This window comes from Mycobacterium lehmannii, assembly GCF_001499925.1.
GTDB classification, from domain to species: Bacteria; Actinomycetota; Actinomycetes; order Mycobacteriales; family Mycobacteriaceae; genus Mycobacterium; species Mycobacterium lehmannii.
Map to the genome: position 1 here is coordinate 23,678 of NZ_LQIR01000012.1, position 19,886 is coordinate 43,563.

Here is a 19,886-nt window from a genome sequence, read left to right on the forward strand (position 1 = left end):
CAACGACTCGAGTCGTCGCGCACACAGCGTGGCCGGTTGCAATGAAAAAGCCGACCGCGTAAGCAGTTTGCATGCAGTTGTCCGTCAAGCTCGCGCCCACCTTCGACTATCCGGTCCTCGAGCGGTTCTGGCAGACGGCCGACGACCTCGGTTTCCCGGCGGTCTGGAACTACGACCATTTCTACGGTCTGGTCGATCATGCGACACCGACCCACGAGGGGTGGACGAGTCTGGCCGCGATGGCCGTGGTCGTGCGGCGCGCCCGGGTGGGCTGCCTGGTCACCGGTGTCACGTACCGCAACCCCGCGGTGCTGGCGAAGATGGCCGTCACCGTCGACCACATCTCCGGTGGGCGACTCGATTTCGGCCTCGGGGCCGGCTGGCACGAGGGCGAGCACCGCGGATACGGCATCGACTTCCCACCGCCGGGACAGCGGGTCGCGATGGTGGACGAGGCGCTCACCGTGATCCACAGGCTCTGGACCGAAGAGGCCGTCGACTTCACCGGTCGCTTCTTCACGCTGCAGCAGGCGCGCTGCGACCCCAAACCGCTTCAGCGTCCGCATCCACCGATCGTGGTCGGCGCGTCACAGCCGAAGATGTTGCGCGTCGCGGCAAAGCACGCCGACGAATGGAACATGCCGAGCACCTCGGCGCAGGAGTGGGCGGCGGCCAGCAGCGGGCTCGACGACGCGTGCGCGGCGGAAGGCCGTGACCCATCGTCGATCCGACGGGGCGTGCAGTTGTTCCTGTATCCAGACCAACCCGATCAGGTCGACGCCCAGCTTGACTCCCTGACCGAGTACGACCGACTCGGCTGCCAGCACGTCGTGTTGTCCTTCTATCAGCCGCCCGACGAGGAATTGCTGGCCAAATGCGCCGAACTGGCCTGATCACACGGCTTTCGCGCCCGGTGCGCCTTCCTGTTCGACCGCTTCGGTCTCGAGCGGCGTGGGACCCCGACGCGAACGTCGCATCCGCGCCTCCACCCGGGTCGCCACCCACGACAGCGTGAAGTTTACGGCGATGATCAGCAACGCGACCACGATCAGCGCGGGCAGCAGATTGCCGTATGCGGTACCCATCTGCACGCCCTGGCGCACGAGTTCGAGGAACGTGATGATGTAGCCGATCGCGGTGTCCTTGAGCACCACGACGAGCTGCGAGATCAACACCGGCAGCATCGACGTGATCGCCTGCGGCAGAAGGATCGAGCGCATCGTCTGGCCCCACGTCATCCCGAGGGCATAAGCCGCCTCGGACTGTCCGCGGGGCAGGGCGTGGACGCCGGCCCGCACGATCTCGGCGATGACCGCGCCGTTGTAGAGCGTCAGCCCGGTGATGACCGCTGCCAGCGCCAGATGCTTCGACGGAAACATGTCGTAGGCCGCGTACAGCGCGAACGCGAACAACATCATGATCAGAACCGGTACGGCGCGGAAGAATTCGACTATCACCGCGCACGGCCAGCGAAGGAATCCGTGCGTCGAGAGCCGACCCACGCCGAGCAGCAGACCGAGGATCAGCGCCAGCACGATCGACACCCCGGCCGCGGTCAACGTGCCCTGCACGCCCGGCAGAACGTACGTCCGCCACAGATTAGCCGTCAGGAACGGCTCCCATTTGGCCGCGGTGAGCTGATCTTTGGCCGCCATCTGCACGAGCACCGCGATCAGGACGAGCGCGGTGACCACGATGACGATCGCCGACACCACCCAGTTACGGACGCGCGCCCGCGGTCCCGGCGCGTCGAAGAGAACAGAAGCGGTACTCATCTGTTGACCGCCATCCGTTTGCCGAGCCAGCCGAAGAACAGTCCGGTCGGCAGTGTGAGGACGACGAAGCCGGCCGCGAAGATGGTGCCGATGGTGAGTATCGCGGCGGTGTTCTCGATCATCTCCTTCATCAGCAGCGCGGCCTCGGCCACGCCGATCGCCGAGGCGATCGTGGTGTTCTTGGTCAAGGCGATCAACACCGACCCGAGCGGAATGATCACGGCTCGAAAAGCCTGCGGCATCAGGATGAGTCGCAAATTCTGTCCGAACGTCAACCCCAGCGACCGGGCCGCCTCGGCCTGTCCCAGCGGCACGGTGTTCACCCCGGAGCGCACCGTCTCACATACGAACGCCGCGGTGTACAACGCCAGGCCGAGCACCGCCAGACGAAAGTTGCTGTCCTCGATGGACGTTCGCGAGTTCGGGTCGACCAGCGTGATTCCCATGGTCCCGGCCAACCCGAACGAACAGAACAGGATGATCAGCGTCAACGGCGTGTTGCGCACCACGTTGACGTATGACGTTCCGAGCCAGCGAAGCACCGGCACCGGCGCCAACCGCATTGCGGCCAGCACCGTGCCGAGCACCAGCGCACCGATGCCGGAGTAGACCGTCAGTTGGATCGTCGTCCAGAACGCCTCGACGATCTGGCCGACGGTGTAGCCGGGGAGAACCTCCACATGACCTCCTAGTGCGGGGGAGGTCCGTCAGCTCTGGTTGATCTGCGGCGGCTTCGGCGCGGGAATGCCCGCGGCCCCGAGGTTGTCGTCCCAGGCCTTCTTCCAGGCGCCTTCCTGCTCCATCTTTGCCAGCGCGTCGTTGATCTGCGTCAGCAACTCGGAATCGCCCTTCTTCAAACCGATCCCGTACCGCTCCTCGGAGAAGGTGCCGCCGACGACCTTGAACGCGCCCGGGCTTTGGGCCGCATAGCCCGCCAGAATCACCTCGTCTGTCGTCACCGCATCGATGGCGCCGTTCTTCAACGCCTCGATGCACGCCGAGTACGTGTCGTACTGCTGCAGCTGCACACCGGAGTACTTGTCCTTGATGCGTTGCGCCGGTGTCGAACCCGACACCGAACACAGCTTCTTATTGTTCTCCAGCGACGCCTCACCGGTGATGTCGGTGTTGTCGGCGCGCACCAGCAGGCTCTGCCCCGTGATCAGATACGGCCCCGCGAAGTCGACCTTCTCCTGGCGCGCGTCGGTGATCGAGTACGTCGCGACGATGTACTTCACCTGACCGTTCTGGATCAGCGTCTCGCGCTGACCCGAAGGGGCTTCCTTCCACTCGATCTTGTCCTCGGGATACCCGAGTTGTTGTGCCACGTACCTGGCCACGTCGACGTCGAAGCCGCTCATGGTGCCGTCGGGATTCTTCAGTCCCAGCCCGGGCTGGTCGAACTTGGTGCCGATGACGATCGTGCCCTCGTCGCCCCCGCCGCATGCGGTCACAGACAGTGGCAGCGCGACAGCGAGCGCGAGCGCTCCCAGAACGCGCTTGGAAAAGGATGGCATTGGAGATTCCTTTCGACTAGTGGTGAAGGATCTTGCCGAGAAAGTCCTTGGCACGCTCGCTTTGCGGGTTGGTGAAGAACTGCTGGGGTTCGGCCGCTTCGACGATCGCGCCATCGGCCATGAACACCACCCGGTTTGCCGCGCCGCGGGCGAAACCCATTTCGTGCGTCACGACCAGCATCGTCATCCCGTCTTTGGCCAGCGACGTCATCACGTTGAGCACTTCGTTGATCATCTCGGGGTCCAGCGCGCTGGTCGGTTCGTCGAACAGCATCACCTTCGGGTTCATTGCCAGAGACCGCGCGATCGCCACCCGCTGCTGCTGCCCGCCGGACAGCTGCGCCGGGTACTTGTCGGCCTGGTTGGCGATACCCACCCGCTCGAGTAGCTGCATCGCCTTCTCGCGGGCCTCGTTCTTGGACTTCTTGCGCACCTTCATCGGAGCCAGCGTGACGTTCTCGAGGATCGTCTTGTGGGCGAACAGGTTGAAGGACTGGAACACCATACCCACGTCAGACCGCAACTCGGCGAGCTTGCGCCCCTCCTCGGGCAGCACCTCGCCGTCGATCGTGATGGTGCCCGAATCGATGGGCTCGAGCCGATTGATGGTGCGGCACAACGTCGACTTGCCCGAGCCCGATGGACCGAGCACCACGATCACCTCGCCGCGCTCCACCTCGAGGTTGATGTCTTTGAGCACATGCAGGTTGCCGAAGTGTTTGTTGACGTCCGAGATCGAGATCATGGGCACGCTTGACTGAGTCGGATCGACCTCTTTTCCGTCCGACTCGCTGGTCTTCATGGGTGCAGACCTTACCGAGGGAAGGGCATGCCTGCCCGGAACTCGACAATCCGCCCGGGTCGGCGCATCGCCCGGTCCGTACCATGGGGCCGTGACTTCGATGGTGACGCGAGAGGGAGCGGCCGAGCGGGCCGTTCGCCCGCACGCGACCGACGAGTCCTCGCATGCGCCGGCGACGACCCGCACATACCAGGTCCGTACCTACGGCTGCCAGATGAACGTGCACGACTCCGAGCGACTCTCGGGGTTGCTGGAGGGCGCCGGATACCAACGCGCCGCCGAGGGCGAGGACGCCGACGTCGTTGTGTTCAACACCTGCGCCGTCCGCGAGAACGCTGACAACAAGCTTTACGGCAACATCAGCCACCTGGCGCCGCGCAAGCAGGCCAACCCGGATATGCAGATCGCTGTCGGCGGCTGCCTGGCGCAGAAGGACCGGGCCGCCGTGCTGGACCGGGCGCCGTGGGTCGACGTGGTGTTCGGCACCCACAACATCGGGTCGTTGCCCACGCTGCTCGAGCGCGCCAGACACAACAACGCGGCCCAGGTCGAGATCGTCGAGGCGCTCCAGGAGTTCCCGTCGGCGCTGCCCGCCGCGCGCGAATCCGCATATGCCGCTTGGGTGTCGGTGTCGGTGGGCTGCAACAACACCTGCACGTTCTGCATCGTGCCCGCCCTGCGCGGCAAAGAAGTCGACCGGCGGCCCGGTGACGTGCTCGCCGAGGTGCAGACACTCGTCGAACAAGGCGTGCTCGAGATCACGCTGCTCGGCCAGAACGTCAACGCCTACGGCGTGTCCTTCGCCGACCCCGAAGAACCGCGGGACCGCGGCGCGTTCGCCAAGCTGCTGCGCGCCTGCGGCGGCATCGACGGACTCGAACGGGTGCGGTTCACCTCACCGCACCCCGCGGAGTTCACCGACGACGTGATCGCCGCGATGGCCGAGACACCGAATGTCTGCCCGACGCTGCACATGCCGCTGCAATCCGGATCCGACCGCATTCTGCGGGCGATGCGACGGTCCTACCGCGCCGAGCGCTACCTCGGCATCATCGACCGCGTCCGCGCCGCGATACCGCACGCGGCGATCACCACCGACCTCATCGTCGGTTTTCCGGGTGAGACCGAGGAGGACTTCCAGGCCACGCTCGACGTCGTCGAGCAGGCGCGGTTCGCCAGCGCGTTCACCTTCCAGTACTCCAAGCGACCCGGCACCCCCGCCGCCGAGTTACCCAATCAGGTCCCCAAAGCCGTTGTGAGCGAACGCTATCAACGTTTGATCGACCTCCAGGAGAGGATCTCTCTCGAGGAGAACCACGCTTTGGTCGGCCATACCGTCGAAGTCCTGGTGGCCGCCGGTGAGGGCCGCAAAGACGCCACGACGGCCAGAATGTCGGGTCGGGCCCGCGACGGCCGCCTCGTGCACTTCAACCCGCAGCGACTCGAGATCCGCCCCGGCGACGTCGTGACCTCGACCGTGACCGGTGCCGCTCCGCACCACCTGATCGCCGATTCAGCCGTGCACAGCCATCGGCGCACCCGGGCGGGCGACGCCCACTCCGAAGGCCGGCGCCCGCGCACCGGCGTCGGCCTGGGCATGCCGGGCATCGGCGCGCCTACGACACCCGCTACCGCGACGGGATGCACACGGTGACGGCTCCCGACGACAACGGTTTTGACGAGTTCAAGGGCGACATCGAGGCCGTCGAGCGGCGCGTCGCGGGCGAGATCGACCCCGGCGCACGAGCTCTGGTGATCGCCATCGGGGTGTTCGTGCTTCTGGTGTCGTTCATCCTGCCGCACACCGGCGACGCGCGCGGTCTGGATGTGCTCCTCGGCGGTGAAACGGCGCTGCGCGAGGGGATCACCCTGCCGTTACGCGTATTCGCTTGGCTGGTACTGGTGTTCGGCGTCGGCTTCTCGATGCTCGCCCTGCTCACCCGGCGCTGGGCGCTGGCTTGGATCGCGCTGGCGGGTTCCACGGTGGCGACGCTTCTCGGTTTGTTGGCGGTGTGGTCGCGCCAAACCGCCCCCGACCGCTACCCGGGACCGGGCATCGGGCTGATCATCGCGTGGATCGCGGTCGCGGTCGTGACGTTCCACTGGGCCAGGGCGGTGTGGGCACGCACCGCGCTGCAGTCGGCCGCCGAGGAGGAACGGCGCAGGGCCGCCGCGGAGCAACAGAAGAAGGGTCTGCTCGAGAACCTCGACGACGACAACGGCTCGACCGACGGCTCGACCGACGGCTGACCCACCCCACGGCGGCCACACCGAATGGCCTACTTCTGAGTGGGACAGGCCTCGATCGGAACCTTCATCACGAGGTCGCCCTGCTTGTCGAAGTGAAACGTCATGTCCACCGACTTGCCCGGCGTCGCCGATTCCCGAAGCCCCTCGACTCTGGCCGTGAAGGGGTAGTCTGCGGCGCCGTCGGTGACGTCTTCGATCGGTTGGCCGGCGGCGATCGACGTCTCGGGCGGAATCTGCAGCGTCGCATCGGGAGAGAGCCGAATCGCCTCGGCGGCGGGCGTCTCGATGCCGAGCAGGCGTTCGGGCTCGGTGATCCGGTTGTTCGTCACCGTGAACGTGAGCGCCGCCGCATCGCCGACCTGGATGGCGCACGACCCCGGTATGAAGCGCGGCACGATGAAGGCATTCTCGACCGACGTCGTCTCGGTCTCCGAACCCGCGCCCCGGTTCGACGAGTCCATGTTCGGATCGCCGCCGCAACCGGCGACCAACACGCTCGTCACCAAACCGGCCGCCGCAACGCGACGCCGTGAAACGGTAAGTGTCTTCATCTGAGTTGCCTATCTCGCGGCAAAGCATGCCGGCGAGTCGAAGTGCGGCAGGCACAGCCAGTCGACCCGGAAGTGGGATCGGCGAGGTCTTCCACTCGCGGAGACTGGGCTTTGGTCGGGTCAACGGTGAGAGCTTGCATGGTGAGAAGAGTTGCCCGCGAACCGCGTCCCTATACGTTCGGCGGCCGATCGGCGCACTGGGCCCACTGCGCCTACTTCTGTTTGCTGAATTTACGAGTCCGGGTTCACGGGTTCTTATCAGATTCCTTTCAGGTTGCGTTATTCCTGCGCCGATAGTCTGCACTTACAGGTCGGTCGACAGCACCCAGTCGAACGGTGGACGGGCCGGCCCGACGTCAATACCGAGAGGGGAGGCCGTCATGGTATCGGCCCTGCTGGAGGCTGCCAATCGCGTCGATTCCGTGGAACCGACGGGCGACACGGGCGCGGCGGGGACTCACGAAGACGACTACGACGACGTGCACCCGCAGTGCTGCGAGCTGCGCCGCACGCCGGAGGGGGCGCGACGGGACTCGCTTCGTTGCAAGATCATCACCAGATGTTTGCCGCTGGCCGACCATATCGCGGGCCGCTTCGCCGGCCGCGGCGAATCGGCCGACGACCTGAGGCAGGTGGCCCGGCTGGGCCTGATCAAGGCGATCGACCGCTACGACCCAAGTAAGGGGCCGTTTCTCGGCTACGCCGTACCGACGATCATGGGCGAGGTTCGCCGCCACTTCCGCGACCACACGTGGGTCATACACGTGCCCCGCAGGATCAAGGACACCCGCCAGCGCGTGCGCGCCGCGATCGGTCCGATGTCACAGCGTCTCGGCCGAGCGCCGACGGCCACCGAACTGGCCGCCGAGCTCGGTGTCGACCGAGACGAGGTGGTGCAGTCGGTCGACGCGGCTGTCGCGTACCGACCGTCGTCACTCGACGCGGCGGCACCCGGTGATGGGAAATCCGAACCGGCCGCCGCACGGCAGGGCCTCGACGACCCGCGCTACAGCAGCGTCGAGGACGCGCTGACCGTCGCCGGACTGGTGAGCACGCTCACCGAGCGTGAACGGCTGATCCTGCGGCTGCGGTTCTGTGAGAACCTGCCGCAGAGCCAAATCGGCCGGCGCCTCGGTGTTTCGCAGGTACAGGTATCGCGGCTGCTCGGCGCGACGCTGGAGCGGCTGCGGCAATCTTGCCGCGAGGAATCCGCGGCAATGGGTATGTCAGGTGCATGATTGTGCTACGGATAGTGCTTTTCGTTGGTGTCGTCGCGGCGATCGTCGGCGTCGCGGGCTTGTTCACTCCGGTTTCGGCATCACCCGAGAATCTGACGATCGAGTGCGGCAGCGCCGTGGCGCCCGACTTGTCCGCCGCCCGCGCGCACGACGACGGCAGCGCAGCCAACATCCCGGTTCCCGGTGGGGTGGTCGCCGACACCGACTTCACGCGGCTGTGTCAGATGAATCTCGAGGACCGGCGGATATGGACGATCACGCTGGCGGTCGCCGGTGTCGTTGCTGCCGCCGGCGCGCTCGTGCTGGGTGCTCGCTGGAAGCGAGCCAAGCGGTCCCCCTAGCCGGCCCGTGCACCGCCTCGGCAGTCCGAGCCGCTGCTATCGCCGGCGGCCGGTCCGTGCCGTGTGCATACTGAATTCAGGAGGTAAACCTTTGCAGACCAGGCATTTTCGTGTCGGAGCGGCCGCCGCGGCAGCTCTCGTCGCGGTCGCCGGATGCACGCTGCAGTCCAGTCCACAGGACGCGTCGACATCGGCTCCGGCGTCGACACCGACTCCGGCGGCGACGCCGTTGACCGAGGCTTCTCCACCTTCGGCGCTGGACCGCACCGGCTACGCCGATCTGGTGGAACGCGTCAGTCCGAGCGTGGTGACGGTCGAGCGCGACGGCGGTGTCGGCAGCGGCGTGGTGCTACGCCCCGACGTCGTGGTGACCAATGCCCATGTCGTCGGCGACGCCCGCGAAGTGACCGTCATAACCGCCGACGAGGAACGTTCGCCCGGCGTCGTGGTGGGCACGGACGAGGTGACCGACCTGGCCGTCGTGCGCACGCAAGGCCAGGACATGCCGGTGCCGCGGTTCCGCGAAGATCTGCCCCGGCCCGGCGAGGTCGCCGTCGCGATCGGGAGTCCGCTGGGGTTCCAGAACTCCGTGACCGTCGGCGTCATCTCGGGTCTGCACCGGGACATCCCCGGCTCGGCGGCGAAAACTCAGTCGTTGGTGGATTTGATCCAGACCGACGCGCCCATCTCGCCGGGTAACTCCGGCGGCGCCTTGCTCGACGCCGAGGGACGGGTCGTGGGGATCAACGAGGCGTACATTCCGCCGGCGGTGGGCGCGGTGTCGTTGGGGTTCGCGATTCCCGCGGCAACGGTGCTCGATGTGGCGAATCAACTCCTCGCCGACGGCGAAGCCACGCACCCGTACCTCGGTATCTCCCTGGGCCGGCTGACCCCGGCGATCCAGCAGCTGCGGGGTGTGCAGGTCGACGGCGGTGCGTTGGTGACCAGCGTCGATCCCGGCGCACCGGCTGCCCTCGCGGGGCTTCGGCCCGGCGACGTGATCGTCGAGTTCGCCGGCAAACCGGTGCATTCTGTCGAGGACCTACTGGGTGGCTTGCGCCAGACGCAGCCGGGGTCCGAGCAATCGATGGTGTTCATGCGCGGGGGTGACCGTGAACAAACGACGGTGACGATCGGTTCGCGCACGGGCTCACTCTCGCGACCGGGCTAGCATCCGGCAGTTATGTCGAAGGCCGCTGTCGCTGGGCGGTGAGGGTCGTCGGCGAAGTACCCGTACCCGGTGCCGCTGATCGTGATTCGGCCGTTGTCGCGGGTTGCTCGCAGTTGACCGACGCCACCGGTCCATGCGGAACCGGTGAATCCGCCGAGGTCGCGGATCTTGACGACCTGCGCGTCGGGGCCGTCGTCCGTATCGACGATGGCCGTGAAACCCCTGTCGGTGTCCCCGCTTTCGATGGTCAGCAGCCACTTCACCTTGGCGCAGCTGACGTAGTACCGATCACCGGTGGGATGCGAGTTGATGGACATCGTCGCGGTGCCGCCCATGGGATCGGGTGAAGCCGGCGGTGCGGAAGAGCAGCCGGAGAGCCCCGCGGTCAGCAACAGTGCTGCCGCGGTGCGCGCGACGCTGACATCTTCGACCATGACCGGACCTTCGGGAGTCGGGTCAAAGTGATACCCGCAATGGCTGCCGGCCATACGCCGGAGGTATACAGCAAATCTCCGTGGGGAATGCGAATGTCAACGCCCGGCGAAGACGAGTAGCCGGGAAGTCATCGAGGCGGCACCATGGACAAACGATTTGCCGTTGCAACAGCAGCCGTGCTGATGATCCCGACGGGATGCGCGTCGGGCCCGGAACTGCTGGCCAAGCACCTCGTCCATGTGAGCATCGACGGGAAGGATGCCGGCGGGCACCTCGTCGATTGCACCCAGGTGGGCTGGCTGTGGAATCTCGAGACGCTCGAGCAGACGCCCGGCCTGATCGCCCAGGTTCGCACCGGGGATCCGGTCGTCGCGCGCTCGGTGCAGATCAAGAACCTGGGTGGGTTCACGGGCAGCTTTTGGGACGGGACCACCGGTGAGGCCGAAGCCAGCCTGGTGGACGGCAAGTTCACGATCACCGGCACGGCAGTCGGGTTCTTCCACGACGATCCGGGCGAACGCACCACCGCGCCGTTCGAGATCTCCACCGACTGCTGAGCGTTCAGCTGGTCTTGCCGAGCGCCTCGGCGGCCGCGTCCGCCCACTGCCGCCACTGCTCGGCGCTGGCGCGCGCCTCCGCGGCGTCCTTGTCCCGGCCGGCGGCGGCGGCCTTCTCCGCTTGACGCTCGTATTGCTCTGCGCGGACCCGGAATTGGTCGGCACGCGCCTGGGCTTCGGGATCGACACCGTGCGTCGGCGCCTCGCGGACCTTCTTCTCCACCGCGCGCAGACGCCGCTCCAACTCGGCGCCGCGTTCGCGGGGCACCTTGCCGATGGCGTCCCACTTGTCGCCGATCACCCGCAGCGCGGCGCGCGCCGCGTCGAGATCGGAGGTGTCGATCTTCTCCGCCTCGGCCAGCAGCGCCTCCTTGGCCTGCGCGTTGGCGCGGAACTCGGCGTCACGCTCGGCGCTGGCCGCATTGCGCGCCCCGAAGAACTTGTCCTGAGCCGCCTTGAACCGCTGCCACAACGCGTCGTCGACGTCCTTGGCCGCGCGGCCCGCCGCCTTCCATTCGTTCAGCAGTTCGCGGAACGCCGCGCTCGTGGGACCCCAGTCCGTCGAGTCGGCCATTCCCTCGGCGCGCTCGCACAGCGCCTCCTTGGCCTGCCGGGCGCCGGCGCGTTCGCGGTCGAGTTCGGCGAAATGCGAACCGCGCCTGCGGTTGAACTGCTCGCGCGCCGCCGAATAGCGCTTCCACAGGGCGTCATCGGTCTTGCGGTCCAGCCCGGTGATCGTGCGCCACTCGTCGAGGATCTCCCGCAGCCGGTCGCCTGCGGCCTTCCACTGGGTGGAGTTGGCGGCGATGTCCTCGGCCTCGGCGGCCAGCGCCTCCTTGCGGGCGGTCTGCGCGGCGCGCAACTCTTCGCGCCTGGCCTTCTCGGCCTGCGCCGTCTCGTCGGCGTGGTTGATGATCGCCTGCAGGCGCTCGGCGATCGCGTCGACGTCGCCGAGCACGTGGGCCGTCGGCAGGGTCTCGGCCAGCGACTGCGCGGCCGTTTTGATCTTGCGGGCGTCCCCGGTGCCGGTCTCGAGCCGGCTCTCCATCAGCGCGACCTCGGTCTGCAGGTCGTCGAAGCGCCTGCCGAAGTGCGCGTAGGCGGCCTCGGTGTCGCCGGCCTGCCACGATCCGATGATCCGTTCACCCGAGCCGGTGATCAGCCACACCGTGCCGTCGGGGTCGACGCGGCCGAACCGGTGTGGATCGCTGGTCGGGGGCGCGGCCACCGTCGGCCCCGGTCGGCCCGGCCGCGGCACGGGTCCGGGACGCAGCGGTCCGGGTCGGGGAGCGGGTTTCGGCGAGGAGGACTGGCCCCCTGGCTGGCTGGTCGTCATGTCGGTAATCCTCGTGCCCTCCGCGGCGTACCGCGTACCTGCCGCGCAACGCGGCGCCTGATCGCTGTCCGAACGCTATTCAAACAGGTCGCCGGGGCGCGTGCGCACGGCTTTCCCCGATGACCTGCCTAGGCTCGTCGCGACAACTACGAAAGGACTGCGATGGCCGGCATGAGCGCTGGGGTCGATCTGGCCGTCGTGCTGGCCCTGGGCGCCGCTGTGTTCGTGGCGATCGGCGACGTGATCCACCAGCGGCAGGCCCATGAGGTCGCCGACGAGCCGGTCGGTCATCTGGAGCTGTTCACCCGGCTGCTGCGCGACCGGCAGTGGTGGCTGGGCAGTTTCGTGGCCGCCGCCGGGTTCGCGTTGCAGGCCGCCGCGCTGGGCGTGGGGTCGGTGCTTCTCGTCCAGGCGATCCTGGTGACCTCGCTGCTGTTCGCACTGCCGATCCACGCCCGGCTCTCGCATCAGCGGGTGACGCCTTGGCAGTGGACGTGGGCGGCGCTGCTGGCAGCGTCGGTCGTCGTGATCGTGACGGTCGGAAACCCGACCGAGGGGGACTCTCGGGCCTCGTGGGAAACCTGGACCGCGGTGCTGGTGGTGCTCGTTCCGGCGTTGGCGTTGTGCGTCATCGGCGCCGGCATCTGGAAGGGACCCGTCAGCGCGGTGCTACTGGCGCTGGTGTCCGGAGCGTTGTGGGGGTTGTTCGCCGTGTTGACCAAGGGTGTGGTCGACCGTCTCGGGGACGGGCTCGAAGCCCTGCTGCGGACCCCCGAGCTGTACGTCTGGGTGGTCGTGGCGGTCGCGGGTACGGCGTGGCAGCAGGCGTCGTTTCGCGCCGGGTCGCTGACCGCGTCGCTGCCGACGATGACGGTCACCGAACCGGTGGTCGCCGCGGTGCTCGGCGTGGTCGTGCTGGGGGAGACGCTGCGGCCGGGCGAGGAGGGCTGGCTGGTGCTGATCGTCGCGGTGGTGGTGATGGTGGTTTCGACGGCCGCGCTCGCCCGCGGCGAAGCCGCCACCGCCGCCCAGCCCGCATCGCATTAGCGTGGACGGCGTGCTGAGCGCCATCGCGATCGTCCCGTCGGCACCGGTCATGGTGCCCGAACTCGCCGGAGGCGCCGCGCCGGAGCTGGCCGACCTGCGCGAGGCGGTGTTCACCGCGGTGGCCGGCCTTCCGTCGCGCTGGGTCGCGGTCGGGGTTGGGCCCTGCGATCAGGTCGTCGGTCCCGATCAGGCCGGGACGTTCGCCGGTTACGGCGTCGACGTCAGGGTCGCGTTGTCTCCAGGCGGCGACGGCGATCCGGTCGCGATGCCGTTGTGCGCCCTGATCACCGGCTGGGTGCGCGGTGCGGCCCGCTCCGAGGCCTCCGCCGAGGTGCGGGTCTTCAGCGAGGGCCACGACATCGACGCCGCGCTGGCCCACGGCGAGCGGCTGCGCGCCGAGATCGGGGAGGGGGGCAACCCCGTCGGCGTCCTCGTCGTCGCCGACGGAGCCAACACGTTGACGCCGTCGGCGCCGGGCGGTTTCGACCCGGACTCGGTCGCCGTACAAGCCGCGCTCGACGATGCGCTGGCCGGCGGCGAGACCGCGCCGCTTGCCCGATTGCCCGCGTCGGTGGTGGGGCGGGTCGCCTTCGGGGTGCTGGCCGGGTTGGTCGGTCCCGGCCCGCGGTCGGCCAAGGAGCTGTACCGCGGTGCGCCGTACGGCGTCGGTTATTTCACGGGCCTGTGGCAGCCACGATGAGCGCTCGGACACGATGACGCGGCCGATCGCGATCATCGGACCGACGGGGACCGGTAAGTCGGCGCTGGCGCTGGACGTGGCCGAACGGCTCGACGGCGAGATCGTGAATGCCGATGCGATGCAGATGTACCGCGGCATGGACATCGGAACCGCGAAGTCGACGGTTCAGGAGCGGCGCGGGATACCGCACCATCAGCTCGACGTGCTCGAGGTGACCGAGACCGCGAGCGTGGCCCGCTATCAGCAGTCGGCCGCCGACGACATCGAGGCCATCCTCGATCGCGGTGCGGTGCCCGTCATCGTGGGCGGTTCGATGATGTATGTCCAATCGCTGCTCGACAACTGGACGTTCCCGGCCACCGACCCGGCGGTGCGCGCACGCTGGGAGCACCGGCTCGCGGAGATCGGGGCGGCCGCACTGCATCAGGAACTGGCCCGCGTGGACCCCGACGCCGCCACCTCCATCCAGCCCACCGACGGACGACGAATCGTGCGCGCGCTCGAGGTGGTCGAACTGACCGGTCGGCCGTTCGCCGCGTCGTTTCCCACCATCGGCGCACCGCGCTGGGACACCGCGATCATCGGACTCGACTGGCCCACAACGCTTCTGGACGAAAGACTAGCTCAGCGAACCGACAAGATGTTCGCTGACGGACTCGTCGACGAGGTTTGCGCGCTGCTGGAAGGCGGGCTGCGTGAGGGGGTCACCGCGTCGCGGGCGCTGGGTTATGCGCAGGTCCTCGCCGACCTCGACGCCGGTGGCGACGGCTCGGCGGCACGCGAGCCGACGTTCGTCGGCACCCGCCGCTATGTCCGCAGGCAACGGTCCTGGTTCCGCCGTGACCACCGCATCGCCTGGCTGGACGGCGCCGGCCGCGGCCTCGCGGAGGAGACGCTGCGGGTGTGGCGAGACGTACCCTGAACACGTGAGGTTCGCCAAGGGACACGGCACGCAGAACGATTTCGTGCTGCTGCCCGACCTCGACTTCGAGCTGACGCTGGCCCCGGCGGCGGTGACGGCGCTGTGCGACCGGCGCCGCGGGTTGGGCGCCGACGGTGTGCTGCGGGTGACCACCGCGCAGGCCGCGCAGCGTGCCGGTTTGTTCGAACAGTTCCCGGAGGGCGTCGCCGGCGAGGACTGGTACATGGACTACCGCAACGCCGACGGGTCGATCGCGCAGATGTGCGGCAACGGGGTCCGCGTGTTCGCGCACTATCTGCGCGCCAGCGGCTTGGAGAGCCGCGACGACTTCGTGGTCGGGTCGCTGGCAGGTCCCCGGCCGGTGGTGTTGCACCACTGCGACGCGACGAACGCCGACGTCACCGTCGAAATGGGCAAGGTGAACCAGTTGGGCACCGGGGAGGCGATCGTCGGCGGCAGGCCGTTCGCCGGCCTTGCTGTCGACGTCGGCAACCCGCACTTGGCCTGCGTCGACCCCGATCTGACGTTCGAGGAGCTGACCGCCCTCGACGTCGGTGCGCCGGTGTCCTTCGACGCCGCGCAGTTCCCGGAGGGCGTCAACATCGAGGTGTTGACCGCACCCGTGGACGGCGCGGTGACGATGCGGGTGCACGAACGTGGTGTCGGGGAGACCCGGTCGTGCGGAACGGGCACCGTCGCGGCCGCGGTCGCCGCGTTGGCGTACTCCGGCGCGGCAACCGGCAGCCTCGAGGTCCGCATTCCGGGCGGCGAAGTCTCGGTCACGGTCACCGAGGCCAGTAGTTTTCTGCGCGGCCCGTCGGTCCTGGTGGCCCACGGCGAGCTGTCCGAGGAATGGTGGCGCGTTGCGCAACGTTAATTGGGGTGCATGAAAAGTGATTTCCGTGCGAATCTCTATTCGCCTATGACGTATCCCGATCCTTCAACTCACAGCGCCCCGAGCGCGGGCGAGTTGGCTCTCGAAGACCGCACGGCGCTGCGCCGCGTGGCCGGTTTGTCGACCGAACTGACCGACGTTTCCGAGGTCGAGTACCGCCAGCTGCGCCTGGAACGTGTGGTGCTGGTCGGCGTCTGGACCGAAGGCAGTGCCGCCGACGCCGAGGCCAGCCTGGCCGAGCTGGCCGCACTTGCCGAAACCGCGGGCTCGGAAGTGCTCGAGGGTGTCATCCAGCGCCGCGACAAGCCCGACGCCTCCACCTACATCGGCTCGGGCAAGGCCGCCGAGCTTCGCGAGATCGTGCTCGCGACGGGTGCCGACACCGTCATCTGCGACGGTGAGCTCAGCCCCGCCCAGCTGACCGCTCTGGAGAAGGCGGTCAAGGTCAAGGTCATCGACCGCACCGCGCTCATCCTCGACATCTTCGCCCAGCACGCGACCAGTCGGGAGGGCAAGGCGCAGGTCACCTTGGCGCAGATGGAGTACATGCTGCCCAGGCTGCGCGGTTGGGGCGAGTCGATGTCTCGGCAGGCCGGCGGACGTGCCGGCGGCGCGGGTGGCGGCGTGGGTTTGCGCGGTCCGGGTGAGACCAAGATCGAGACCGACCGCCGCCGTATCCGCGAGCGGATGGCCAAGCTGCGCCGCGACATCAAGGACATGAAGAAGATCCGCGACACCCAGCGCGGCGGCAGGCGGCGCAGCGAGGTGCCCTCGGTCGCGATCGTGGGTTACACCAACGCGGGCAAATCCAGCCTGCTCAACGCGCTCACCGGAGCGGGCGTGCTGGTGGAGAACGCGTTGTTCGCAACACTCGAACCGACAACGCGCCGAGGCGAGTTCGCCGACGGCAGGCCGTTCGTGCTGACCGACACCGTCGGGTTCGTCCGTCACCTGCCCACCCAGCTCGTGGAGGCCTTCCGCTCCACACTGGAGGAGGTCGTCGACGCCGACCTGCTGGTGCATGTCGTCGACGGATCCGACGCGAATCCGCTCGCTCAGATCAACGCCGTGCGCACGGTGATCAACGAGGTGATCACCGGAACCACGCCGGGGCAGACGTCCAATTCGGTCGACAACGGCGCTCCGGCACCGGAACTGTTGGTGGTCAACAAGATCGACGCCGCCGACGCTTTGACGTTGGCGCAGCTGCGCCGGGCCCTGCCCGATGCGGTGTTCGTCTCAGCGCGCACCGGTGACGGGCTGGAGCGTTTGCAGCAGCGGATGGCCGAGCTGATCACACCCACCGACACCGTGGTCGACGTGACGATCCCTTACGAGCGCGGCGATCTGGTCAACCGCGTGCACGCCGATGGTCGCGTCGATGCCACCGAACACACCCCCGAGGGGACGAGGATCAAGGCCCGGGTTCCGGTTCCACTGGCGGCCGCCTTGCGCGAGTACGCGACGTTCTGACCCGTTCCTGCGGGCCTCTGAGCATGCAAAGAGGCGCAGAGGTTGTGCCTCTGCGCCTCTCGCTTGAAAAAATCTACCGGTCGTCCGTCGGCCGCTGCTCGGATTCCTGCCGCTTCTCGGCGGTCTTGGCCGCCGCACGGGCGCTCTCGGCTTCGGCTTCCTTCTGTGCAGCGTCGCGCTGCGCATCTGCCTTGTCCTGCTGGGCCTTGCCCTCGCGGTACAGGTCGTCGCGACCCGCGACCGCGCCCAGCACCTCTTTGGCCTTGCCCTTGGCGCCTTCGACGACGCCCTTGATGGCCTCTTCGGGCCCACTGTTCTTGTTGTCGGACACTGCGGCTTCCTCCTTGCCGATCGGTCGGTGTGACCGTCCAATACCCGAAACACGGTTTCGCTAATCGGACAACTTTCATCCGTGAGAAGCCTCACAGCCCGTCGATCACGGGCGGCTCGTGTGCCCGCACCGGCGGCAGGTCGCCGGTGTACTTCTCCACCTGCACCAGCACATGTGCGCCCGTGCAGCCGTGCGCAAGCGACGAGGTACCCACGTCGTCGGTCAGCACGTTTGGATTTCCATGGGCGCACATTGAATCCGGGTCGGCCGGATCGACAGGGTCGAACCAGGCCCCGGTCGACAACTGCACGACGTCGGGCCGCAGGCGATCGTCGATCACCAGGCCGGCCAGGCACGCTCCGCGGTCGTTGAACACCCGCACCACGTCGTCGTCGACGAGGCTGCGGGCGGCGGCGTCCCGCGGGTGCATCCGGATCGGCTCGCGCCCTTGAACTTTCGACTTCTGGCTGACCGCTCCGCCGTCCAGTTGACCGTGCAGCCGAGACGCCGGTTGGTTGGCCAGCAGGTGCAGAGGATAGTCGGCTGCTCGTGGGCCGCCCAGCCATTCGGCGGGTTCAAACCATTTCGGGTGTCCGGCACAGTCGGCGTAGTCGAAGCCGTCGATGTCGGCGGAGAAGATCTCGATCAAGCCACTCGGAGTGCCGAGTCGGTGGGTGACGGGATCGGCGCGGAAGTCGGCCAGCAGGGTGAGGCCCTCCTCGACAGGCAACCGCAGCCGCCCGCGCCTCCAGAAGTTCTCGAACGTCGGTATAGCGAAATCCAGTTCGGCCGCCCACTTCTCGTACAGATGGGCCAGCCACTGCCGCGGTGTACGGCTCTCGGTGAACTGGCCGCCGAAGCCCAGTCGATCCGCCAGCGCGGCGAAAGTCGCGTAGTCGTCGCGTGATTGGGCGAACGGTTCGGCGAGCTTAGGCATCGCCATCAGCATGGGATCGTTGCGCGAGCCCGAATAGTCGTCGCGTTCGAACGATGTCGTCGACGGCACGACGATATCGGCGTGTTTGGCCATTGCGGTCCAATAGGGTTCGTGCACAACGAGCGTGTCGACGCGACCGAGTGCGCGCCGCAACCGCGGGATGTTCTGGTGGTGGTGGAAGGGGTTACCGCCCGCCCAGTACACCAATCTGATGTCGGGGAAGACGAGCCGTTGGCCGTTGTAGTCGAACGGCTCACCGGGCCGCAACAGCAGATCGCTGATCGCGGCGACCGGAATGAACGTCCGCACGGGATTGATGCCCTGTGGAAGCCTTGGCAATCCGGTCCGCAGCGGCGGCAGGCCGGGCTCGTTCATCGAGCCGTAGCCGTGCCCGAATCCGCCACCCGCAATGCCGATCTGCCCCAGCATGGCGGCCAGCGTCAAACCCATCCACGGCGCCTGTTCGCCGTGTCGTGCGCGTTGCAGTGACCAACTGACCGTGACGATCGTGCGGTGCTGCGACATCCGCCGGGCCAAGCGGACCAAGTCGTCGGCGGGTATGCCGGAGATCGCTGTCGCCCACCGAGGAGTTTTCGGCACACCGTCGTCCGCTCCGAGGAGATAGCGCTCGAAGCGCTCATAACCGGTGCAGTACGTGGCCAGGAAGTCTCGGTCGGCCAGCCCCTCTGTGGCCAGCACATAGGCGAGCGCGAGCATGATAGCCACGTCGGTGCCAGGCACCGGCGCGAACCATTCACACTCACCGTCGACGTCATCGCGCAGAGGTGAGAACGACACGATCTCTCCGCCGCGAGCTCGATAGCGTCGCAGCGCATCGCGCGCCGGATGTGCGGTGGTCCCACCGTGGTTGATCGCCGTGTTCTTCAGCGCCAGCCCGCCGAAGCGCACGAGAAGTTCGGTGTGCTCGACGATGACGTCCCACGCGGTGGACCGCTTGAACAGGTCGTCGTGCGTGCCGACGACGCGCGGCATGATCACTCCTGTCGCGCCGAGGCTGTAGGAGTGACGGGAAAACGTGTAGCCACCAAGGAGATTCAGGAAGCGGTGGACCTGGCTCTGGGCGTGGTGAAATCGGCCCGCGCTCGACCAGCCGTACGAACCGCCGAAGATCGCCTCGTTACCGTGCGTTTCGATGACACGGCGCAACTCGTCGGCGAGCAGTTCGGTCAGCTGGTCCCATGTGACGGCGACGAACTCGTCGTCACCGCGCCGAGTGGTCGGACCCGGCCCGTCGCGCAACCAGCCGCGGCGTACGGCAGGTGTGGCTATCCGCGAGTGGTGCCGAAGTGATCCCGGCAGATTGCCCAGCAACGGTGAGGGGTCCCCGTCGCCCTCGAACGGTCTGACCGCGTAGATGTCGCCGTCTCGCATGTCGGCGGCGAAGGCTCCCCAGTGCGTCAGGCTGACCGGGGCAGGCATGGCGTCAGTCTAAGCGCGGACACCGGCCGGCCCGGTCCGGCCGACGAACCGGTCGGTTATCCATCGGCGCTCACGGATAGCGAATGGAAATTCGGCCGCAATCGCGTGCACGGGTCGTCGATCGCACGAGACATTGCCTGGTAGCTACCAAGATTTGTGCAAATAGTT

Annotated in this window: 21 protein-coding genes; 12 read left to right on the forward strand and 9 right to left on the reverse strand. The window is 67.6% G+C overall.

Translation table 11 applies throughout. The features are described 5' to 3' along the window. Positions 1-71 precede the first annotated feature (71 nt). Positions 72-893, forward strand: coding sequence for a TIGR03560 family F420-dependent LLM class oxidoreductase (locus tag AU192_RS08000; RefSeq protein WP_064395267.1), 822 nt, complete (start codon positions 72-74; stop codon positions 891-893). Here AU192_RS08000 and AU192_RS08005 read toward each other — a convergent pair whose 3' ends face one another. The 4 genes from AU192_RS08005 to AU192_RS08020 are packed head-to-tail and all read right to left on the reverse strand — an operon-like array spanning position 894 to position 4,037. Further along, on the reverse strand, positions 894-1,775 hold the full coding sequence (locus AU192_RS08005; RefSeq protein WP_064395268.1) for an amino acid ABC transporter permease: 882 nt from the start codon (positions 1,773-1,775) through the stop codon (positions 894-896). It lies immediately after the preceding gene. After that, positions 1,772-2,455 carry an amino acid ABC transporter permease gene (locus AU192_RS08010; protein WP_064395269.1) on the reverse strand — a complete coding sequence of 228 codons (684 nt, stop codon included), beginning with the start codon at positions 2,453-2,455 and terminating at the stop codon, positions 1,772-1,774. Before AU192_RS08010 ends, AU192_RS08005 begins: the two co-directional genes overlap by 4 nt. A 27-nt stretch (positions 2,456-2,482) precedes the next feature. After that, entirely contained in the window at positions 2,483-3,292 is an 810-nt protein-coding gene (locus AU192_RS08015) for a glutamate ABC transporter substrate-binding protein (RefSeq protein ID WP_064395270.1), read from the reverse strand. A 16-nt stretch (positions 3,293-3,308) separates the two neighbouring features. Continuing rightward, positions 3,309-4,037 (reverse strand): amino acid ABC transporter ATP-binding protein, encoded by a 729-nt coding sequence (locus AU192_RS08020; protein ID WP_064395601.1) that lies wholly within the window; start codon positions 4,035-4,037, stop codon positions 3,309-3,311. A 157-nt stretch (positions 4,038-4,194) separates the two neighbouring features. Between AU192_RS08020 and miaB the strand changes: the two genes are divergently transcribed. Further along, entirely contained in the window at positions 4,195-5,748 is a 1,554-nt protein-coding gene (miaB, locus tag AU192_RS08025; protein ID WP_064395271.1) for a tRNA (N6-isopentenyl adenosine(37)-C2)-methylthiotransferase MiaB, read from the forward strand. After that, a complete protein-coding gene (locus AU192_RS08030) occupies positions 5,736-6,344 on the forward strand; it encodes an Rv2732c family membrane protein (RefSeq protein ID WP_064395272.1) in 609 nt (202 codons plus the stop codon). Before miaB ends, AU192_RS08030 begins: the two co-directional genes overlap by 13 nt. Positions 6,345-6,373: 29 nt before the next feature. Here the strand turns inward: AU192_RS08030 and AU192_RS08035 are convergent, their stop codons facing one another. After that, positions 6,374-6,895, reverse strand: coding sequence for a copper chaperone PCu(A)C domain-containing protein (locus AU192_RS08035; protein WP_066809181.1), 522 nt, complete (start codon positions 6,893-6,895; stop codon positions 6,374-6,376). 380 nt (positions 6,896-7,275) lie between these two features. On the opposite strand from AU192_RS08035, the gene AU192_RS08040 reads away from it, so the two are divergent. The 3 genes from AU192_RS08040 to AU192_RS08050 all read left to right on the forward strand — a co-directional run bounded on the left by AU192_RS08040 (position 7,276) and on the right by AU192_RS08050 (position 9,645). After that, complete coding sequence (locus AU192_RS08040) at positions 7,276-8,133, forward strand: SigB/SigF/SigG family RNA polymerase sigma factor (RefSeq protein WP_082693878.1); 858 nt, start codon at positions 7,276-7,278, stop codon at positions 8,131-8,133. Positions 8,134-8,147: 14 nt separating this feature from the next. Beyond that, positions 8,148-8,474: a hypothetical protein gene (locus AU192_RS08045; protein ID WP_231984613.1), complete on the forward strand. Its 327-nt coding sequence runs from the start codon at positions 8,148-8,150 to the stop codon at positions 8,472-8,474. A 91-nt stretch (positions 8,475-8,565) separates the two neighbouring features. Further along, positions 8,566-9,645: a S1C family serine protease gene (locus tag AU192_RS08050; protein ID WP_231984612.1), complete on the forward strand. Its 1,080-nt coding sequence runs from the start codon at positions 8,566-8,568 to the stop codon at positions 9,643-9,645. On the opposite strand, the gene AU192_RS08055 is transcribed toward AU192_RS08050, so the two are convergent. Next, entirely contained in the window at positions 9,642-10,079 is a 438-nt protein-coding gene (locus tag AU192_RS08055; RefSeq protein WP_064395275.1) for a lipoprotein LpqH, read from the reverse strand. The genes AU192_RS08050 and AU192_RS08055 overlap by 4 nt on opposite strands. 144 nt (positions 10,080-10,223) lie before the next feature. Between AU192_RS08055 and AU192_RS08060 the strand changes: the two genes are divergently transcribed. Next, complete coding sequence (locus AU192_RS08060) at positions 10,224-10,637, forward strand: lipoprotein LpqH (protein WP_064395276.1); 414 nt, start codon at positions 10,224-10,226, stop codon at positions 10,635-10,637. A 4-nt stretch (positions 10,638-10,641) separates the two neighbouring features. Here the strand turns inward: AU192_RS08060 and AU192_RS08065 are convergent, their stop codons facing one another. Then, positions 10,642-11,973, reverse strand: a complete 1,332-nt coding sequence (locus tag AU192_RS08065) for a DUF349 domain-containing protein (protein ID WP_064395277.1) — start codon at positions 11,971-11,973, stop codon at positions 10,642-10,644. A 171-nt stretch (positions 11,974-12,144) separates the two neighbouring features. Here AU192_RS08065 and AU192_RS08070 point away from each other — a divergent pair, with 171 nt between their 5' ends. The 5 genes from AU192_RS08070 to hflX are packed head-to-tail and all read left to right on the forward strand — an operon-like array spanning position 12,145 to position 17,010. Beyond that, positions 12,145-13,020 (forward strand): DMT family transporter, encoded by an 876-nt coding sequence (locus tag AU192_RS08070; RefSeq protein ID WP_064395604.1) that lies wholly within the window; start codon positions 12,145-12,147, stop codon positions 13,018-13,020. A gap of 10 nt (positions 13,021-13,030) precedes the next feature. Continuing rightward, positions 13,031-13,720 carry a class III extradiol ring-cleavage dioxygenase family protein gene (locus tag AU192_RS08075; protein WP_064395605.1) on the forward strand — a complete coding sequence of 230 codons (690 nt, stop codon included), beginning with the start codon at positions 13,031-13,033 and terminating at the stop codon, positions 13,718-13,720. Between the two features lie 13 nt (positions 13,721-13,733). Beyond that, the gene (miaA, locus tag AU192_RS08080) at positions 13,734-14,642 is read left to right on the forward strand and encodes a tRNA (adenosine(37)-N6)-dimethylallyltransferase MiaA (RefSeq protein ID WP_064395278.1); all 909 of its coding nucleotides are present in this window, start codon (positions 13,734-13,736) and stop codon (positions 14,640-14,642) included. 4 nt (positions 14,643-14,646) lie between these two features. Continuing rightward, complete coding sequence (gene dapF, locus AU192_RS08085) at positions 14,647-15,519, forward strand: diaminopimelate epimerase (protein ID WP_064395279.1); 873 nt, start codon at positions 14,647-14,649, stop codon at positions 15,517-15,519. 45 nt (positions 15,520-15,564) lie between these two features. Beyond that, complete coding sequence (gene hflX / locus AU192_RS08090; RefSeq protein ID WP_120275501.1) at positions 15,565-17,010, forward strand: GTPase HflX; 1,446 nt, start codon at positions 15,565-15,567, stop codon at positions 17,008-17,010. Positions 17,011-17,083: 73 nt separating this feature from the next. Here hflX and mbp1 read toward each other — a convergent pair whose 3' ends face one another. Together mbp1 and AU192_RS08100 are read right to left on the reverse strand one after the other, a co-directional pair. Further along, on the reverse strand, positions 17,084-17,341 hold the full coding sequence (gene mbp1 / locus AU192_RS08095; RefSeq protein WP_064395281.1) for a microaggregate-binding protein 1: 258 nt from the start codon (positions 17,339-17,341) through the stop codon (positions 17,084-17,086). Positions 17,342-17,432: 91 nt separating this feature from the next. Further along, entirely contained in the window at positions 17,433-19,718 is a 2,286-nt protein-coding gene (locus AU192_RS08100; protein WP_064395282.1) for a molybdopterin-dependent oxidoreductase, read from the reverse strand. Positions 19,719-19,886 lie beyond the last annotated feature (168 nt).

Excerpts from the sequence above, each read along its gene's own strand:
- AU192_RS08000 (WP_064395267.1), top strand. The coding sequence starts at position 72 with ATGCAGTTGTCCGTCAAGCTCGCGCCCACCTTCGACTATCCGGTCCTC.
- AU192_RS08005 (WP_064395268.1), bottom strand. The coding sequence starts at position 1,775 with ATGAGTACCGCTTCTGTTCTCTTCGACGCGCCGGGACCGCGGGCGCGC.
- AU192_RS08015 (WP_064395270.1), bottom strand. The coding sequence starts at position 3,292 with ATGCCATCCTTTTCCAAGCGCGTTCTGGGAGCGCTCGCGCTCGCTGTC.
- AU192_RS08020 (WP_064395601.1), bottom strand. The coding sequence starts at position 4,037 with ATGATCTCGATCTCGGACGTCAACAAACACTTCGGCAACCTGCATGTG.
- miaB (WP_064395271.1), top strand. The coding sequence starts at position 4,195 with ATGGTGACGCGAGAGGGAGCGGCCGAGCGGGCCGTTCGCCCGCACGCG.
- AU192_RS08030 (WP_064395272.1), top strand. The coding sequence starts at position 5,736 with ATGCACACGGTGACGGCTCCCGACGACAACGGTTTTGACGAGTTCAAG.
- AU192_RS08035 (WP_066809181.1), bottom strand. The coding sequence starts at position 6,895 with ATGAAGACACTTACCGTTTCACGGCGTCGCGTTGCGGCGGCCGGTTTG.
- AU192_RS08040 (WP_082693878.1), top strand. The coding sequence starts at position 7,276 with ATGGTATCGGCCCTGCTGGAGGCTGCCAATCGCGTCGATTCCGTGGAA.
- AU192_RS08055 (WP_064395275.1), bottom strand. The coding sequence starts at position 10,079 with ATGGTCGAAGATGTCAGCGTCGCGCGCACCGCGGCAGCACTGTTGCTG.
- AU192_RS08060 (WP_064395276.1), top strand. The coding sequence starts at position 10,224 with ATGGACAAACGATTTGCCGTTGCAACAGCAGCCGTGCTGATGATCCCG.
- AU192_RS08065 (WP_064395277.1), bottom strand. The coding sequence starts at position 11,973 with ATGACGACCAGCCAGCCAGGGGGCCAGTCCTCCTCGCCGAAACCCGCT.
- AU192_RS08070 (WP_064395604.1), top strand. The coding sequence starts at position 12,145 with ATGAGCGCTGGGGTCGATCTGGCCGTCGTGCTGGCCCTGGGCGCCGCT.
- miaA (WP_064395278.1), top strand. The coding sequence starts at position 13,734 with ATGACGCGGCCGATCGCGATCATCGGACCGACGGGGACCGGTAAGTCG.
- hflX (WP_120275501.1), top strand. The coding sequence starts at position 15,565 with ATGACGTATCCCGATCCTTCAACTCACAGCGCCCCGAGCGCGGGCGAG.
- AU192_RS08100 (WP_064395282.1), bottom strand. The coding sequence starts at position 19,718 with ATGCCTGCCCCGGTCAGCCTGACGCACTGGGGAGCCTTCGCCGCCGAC.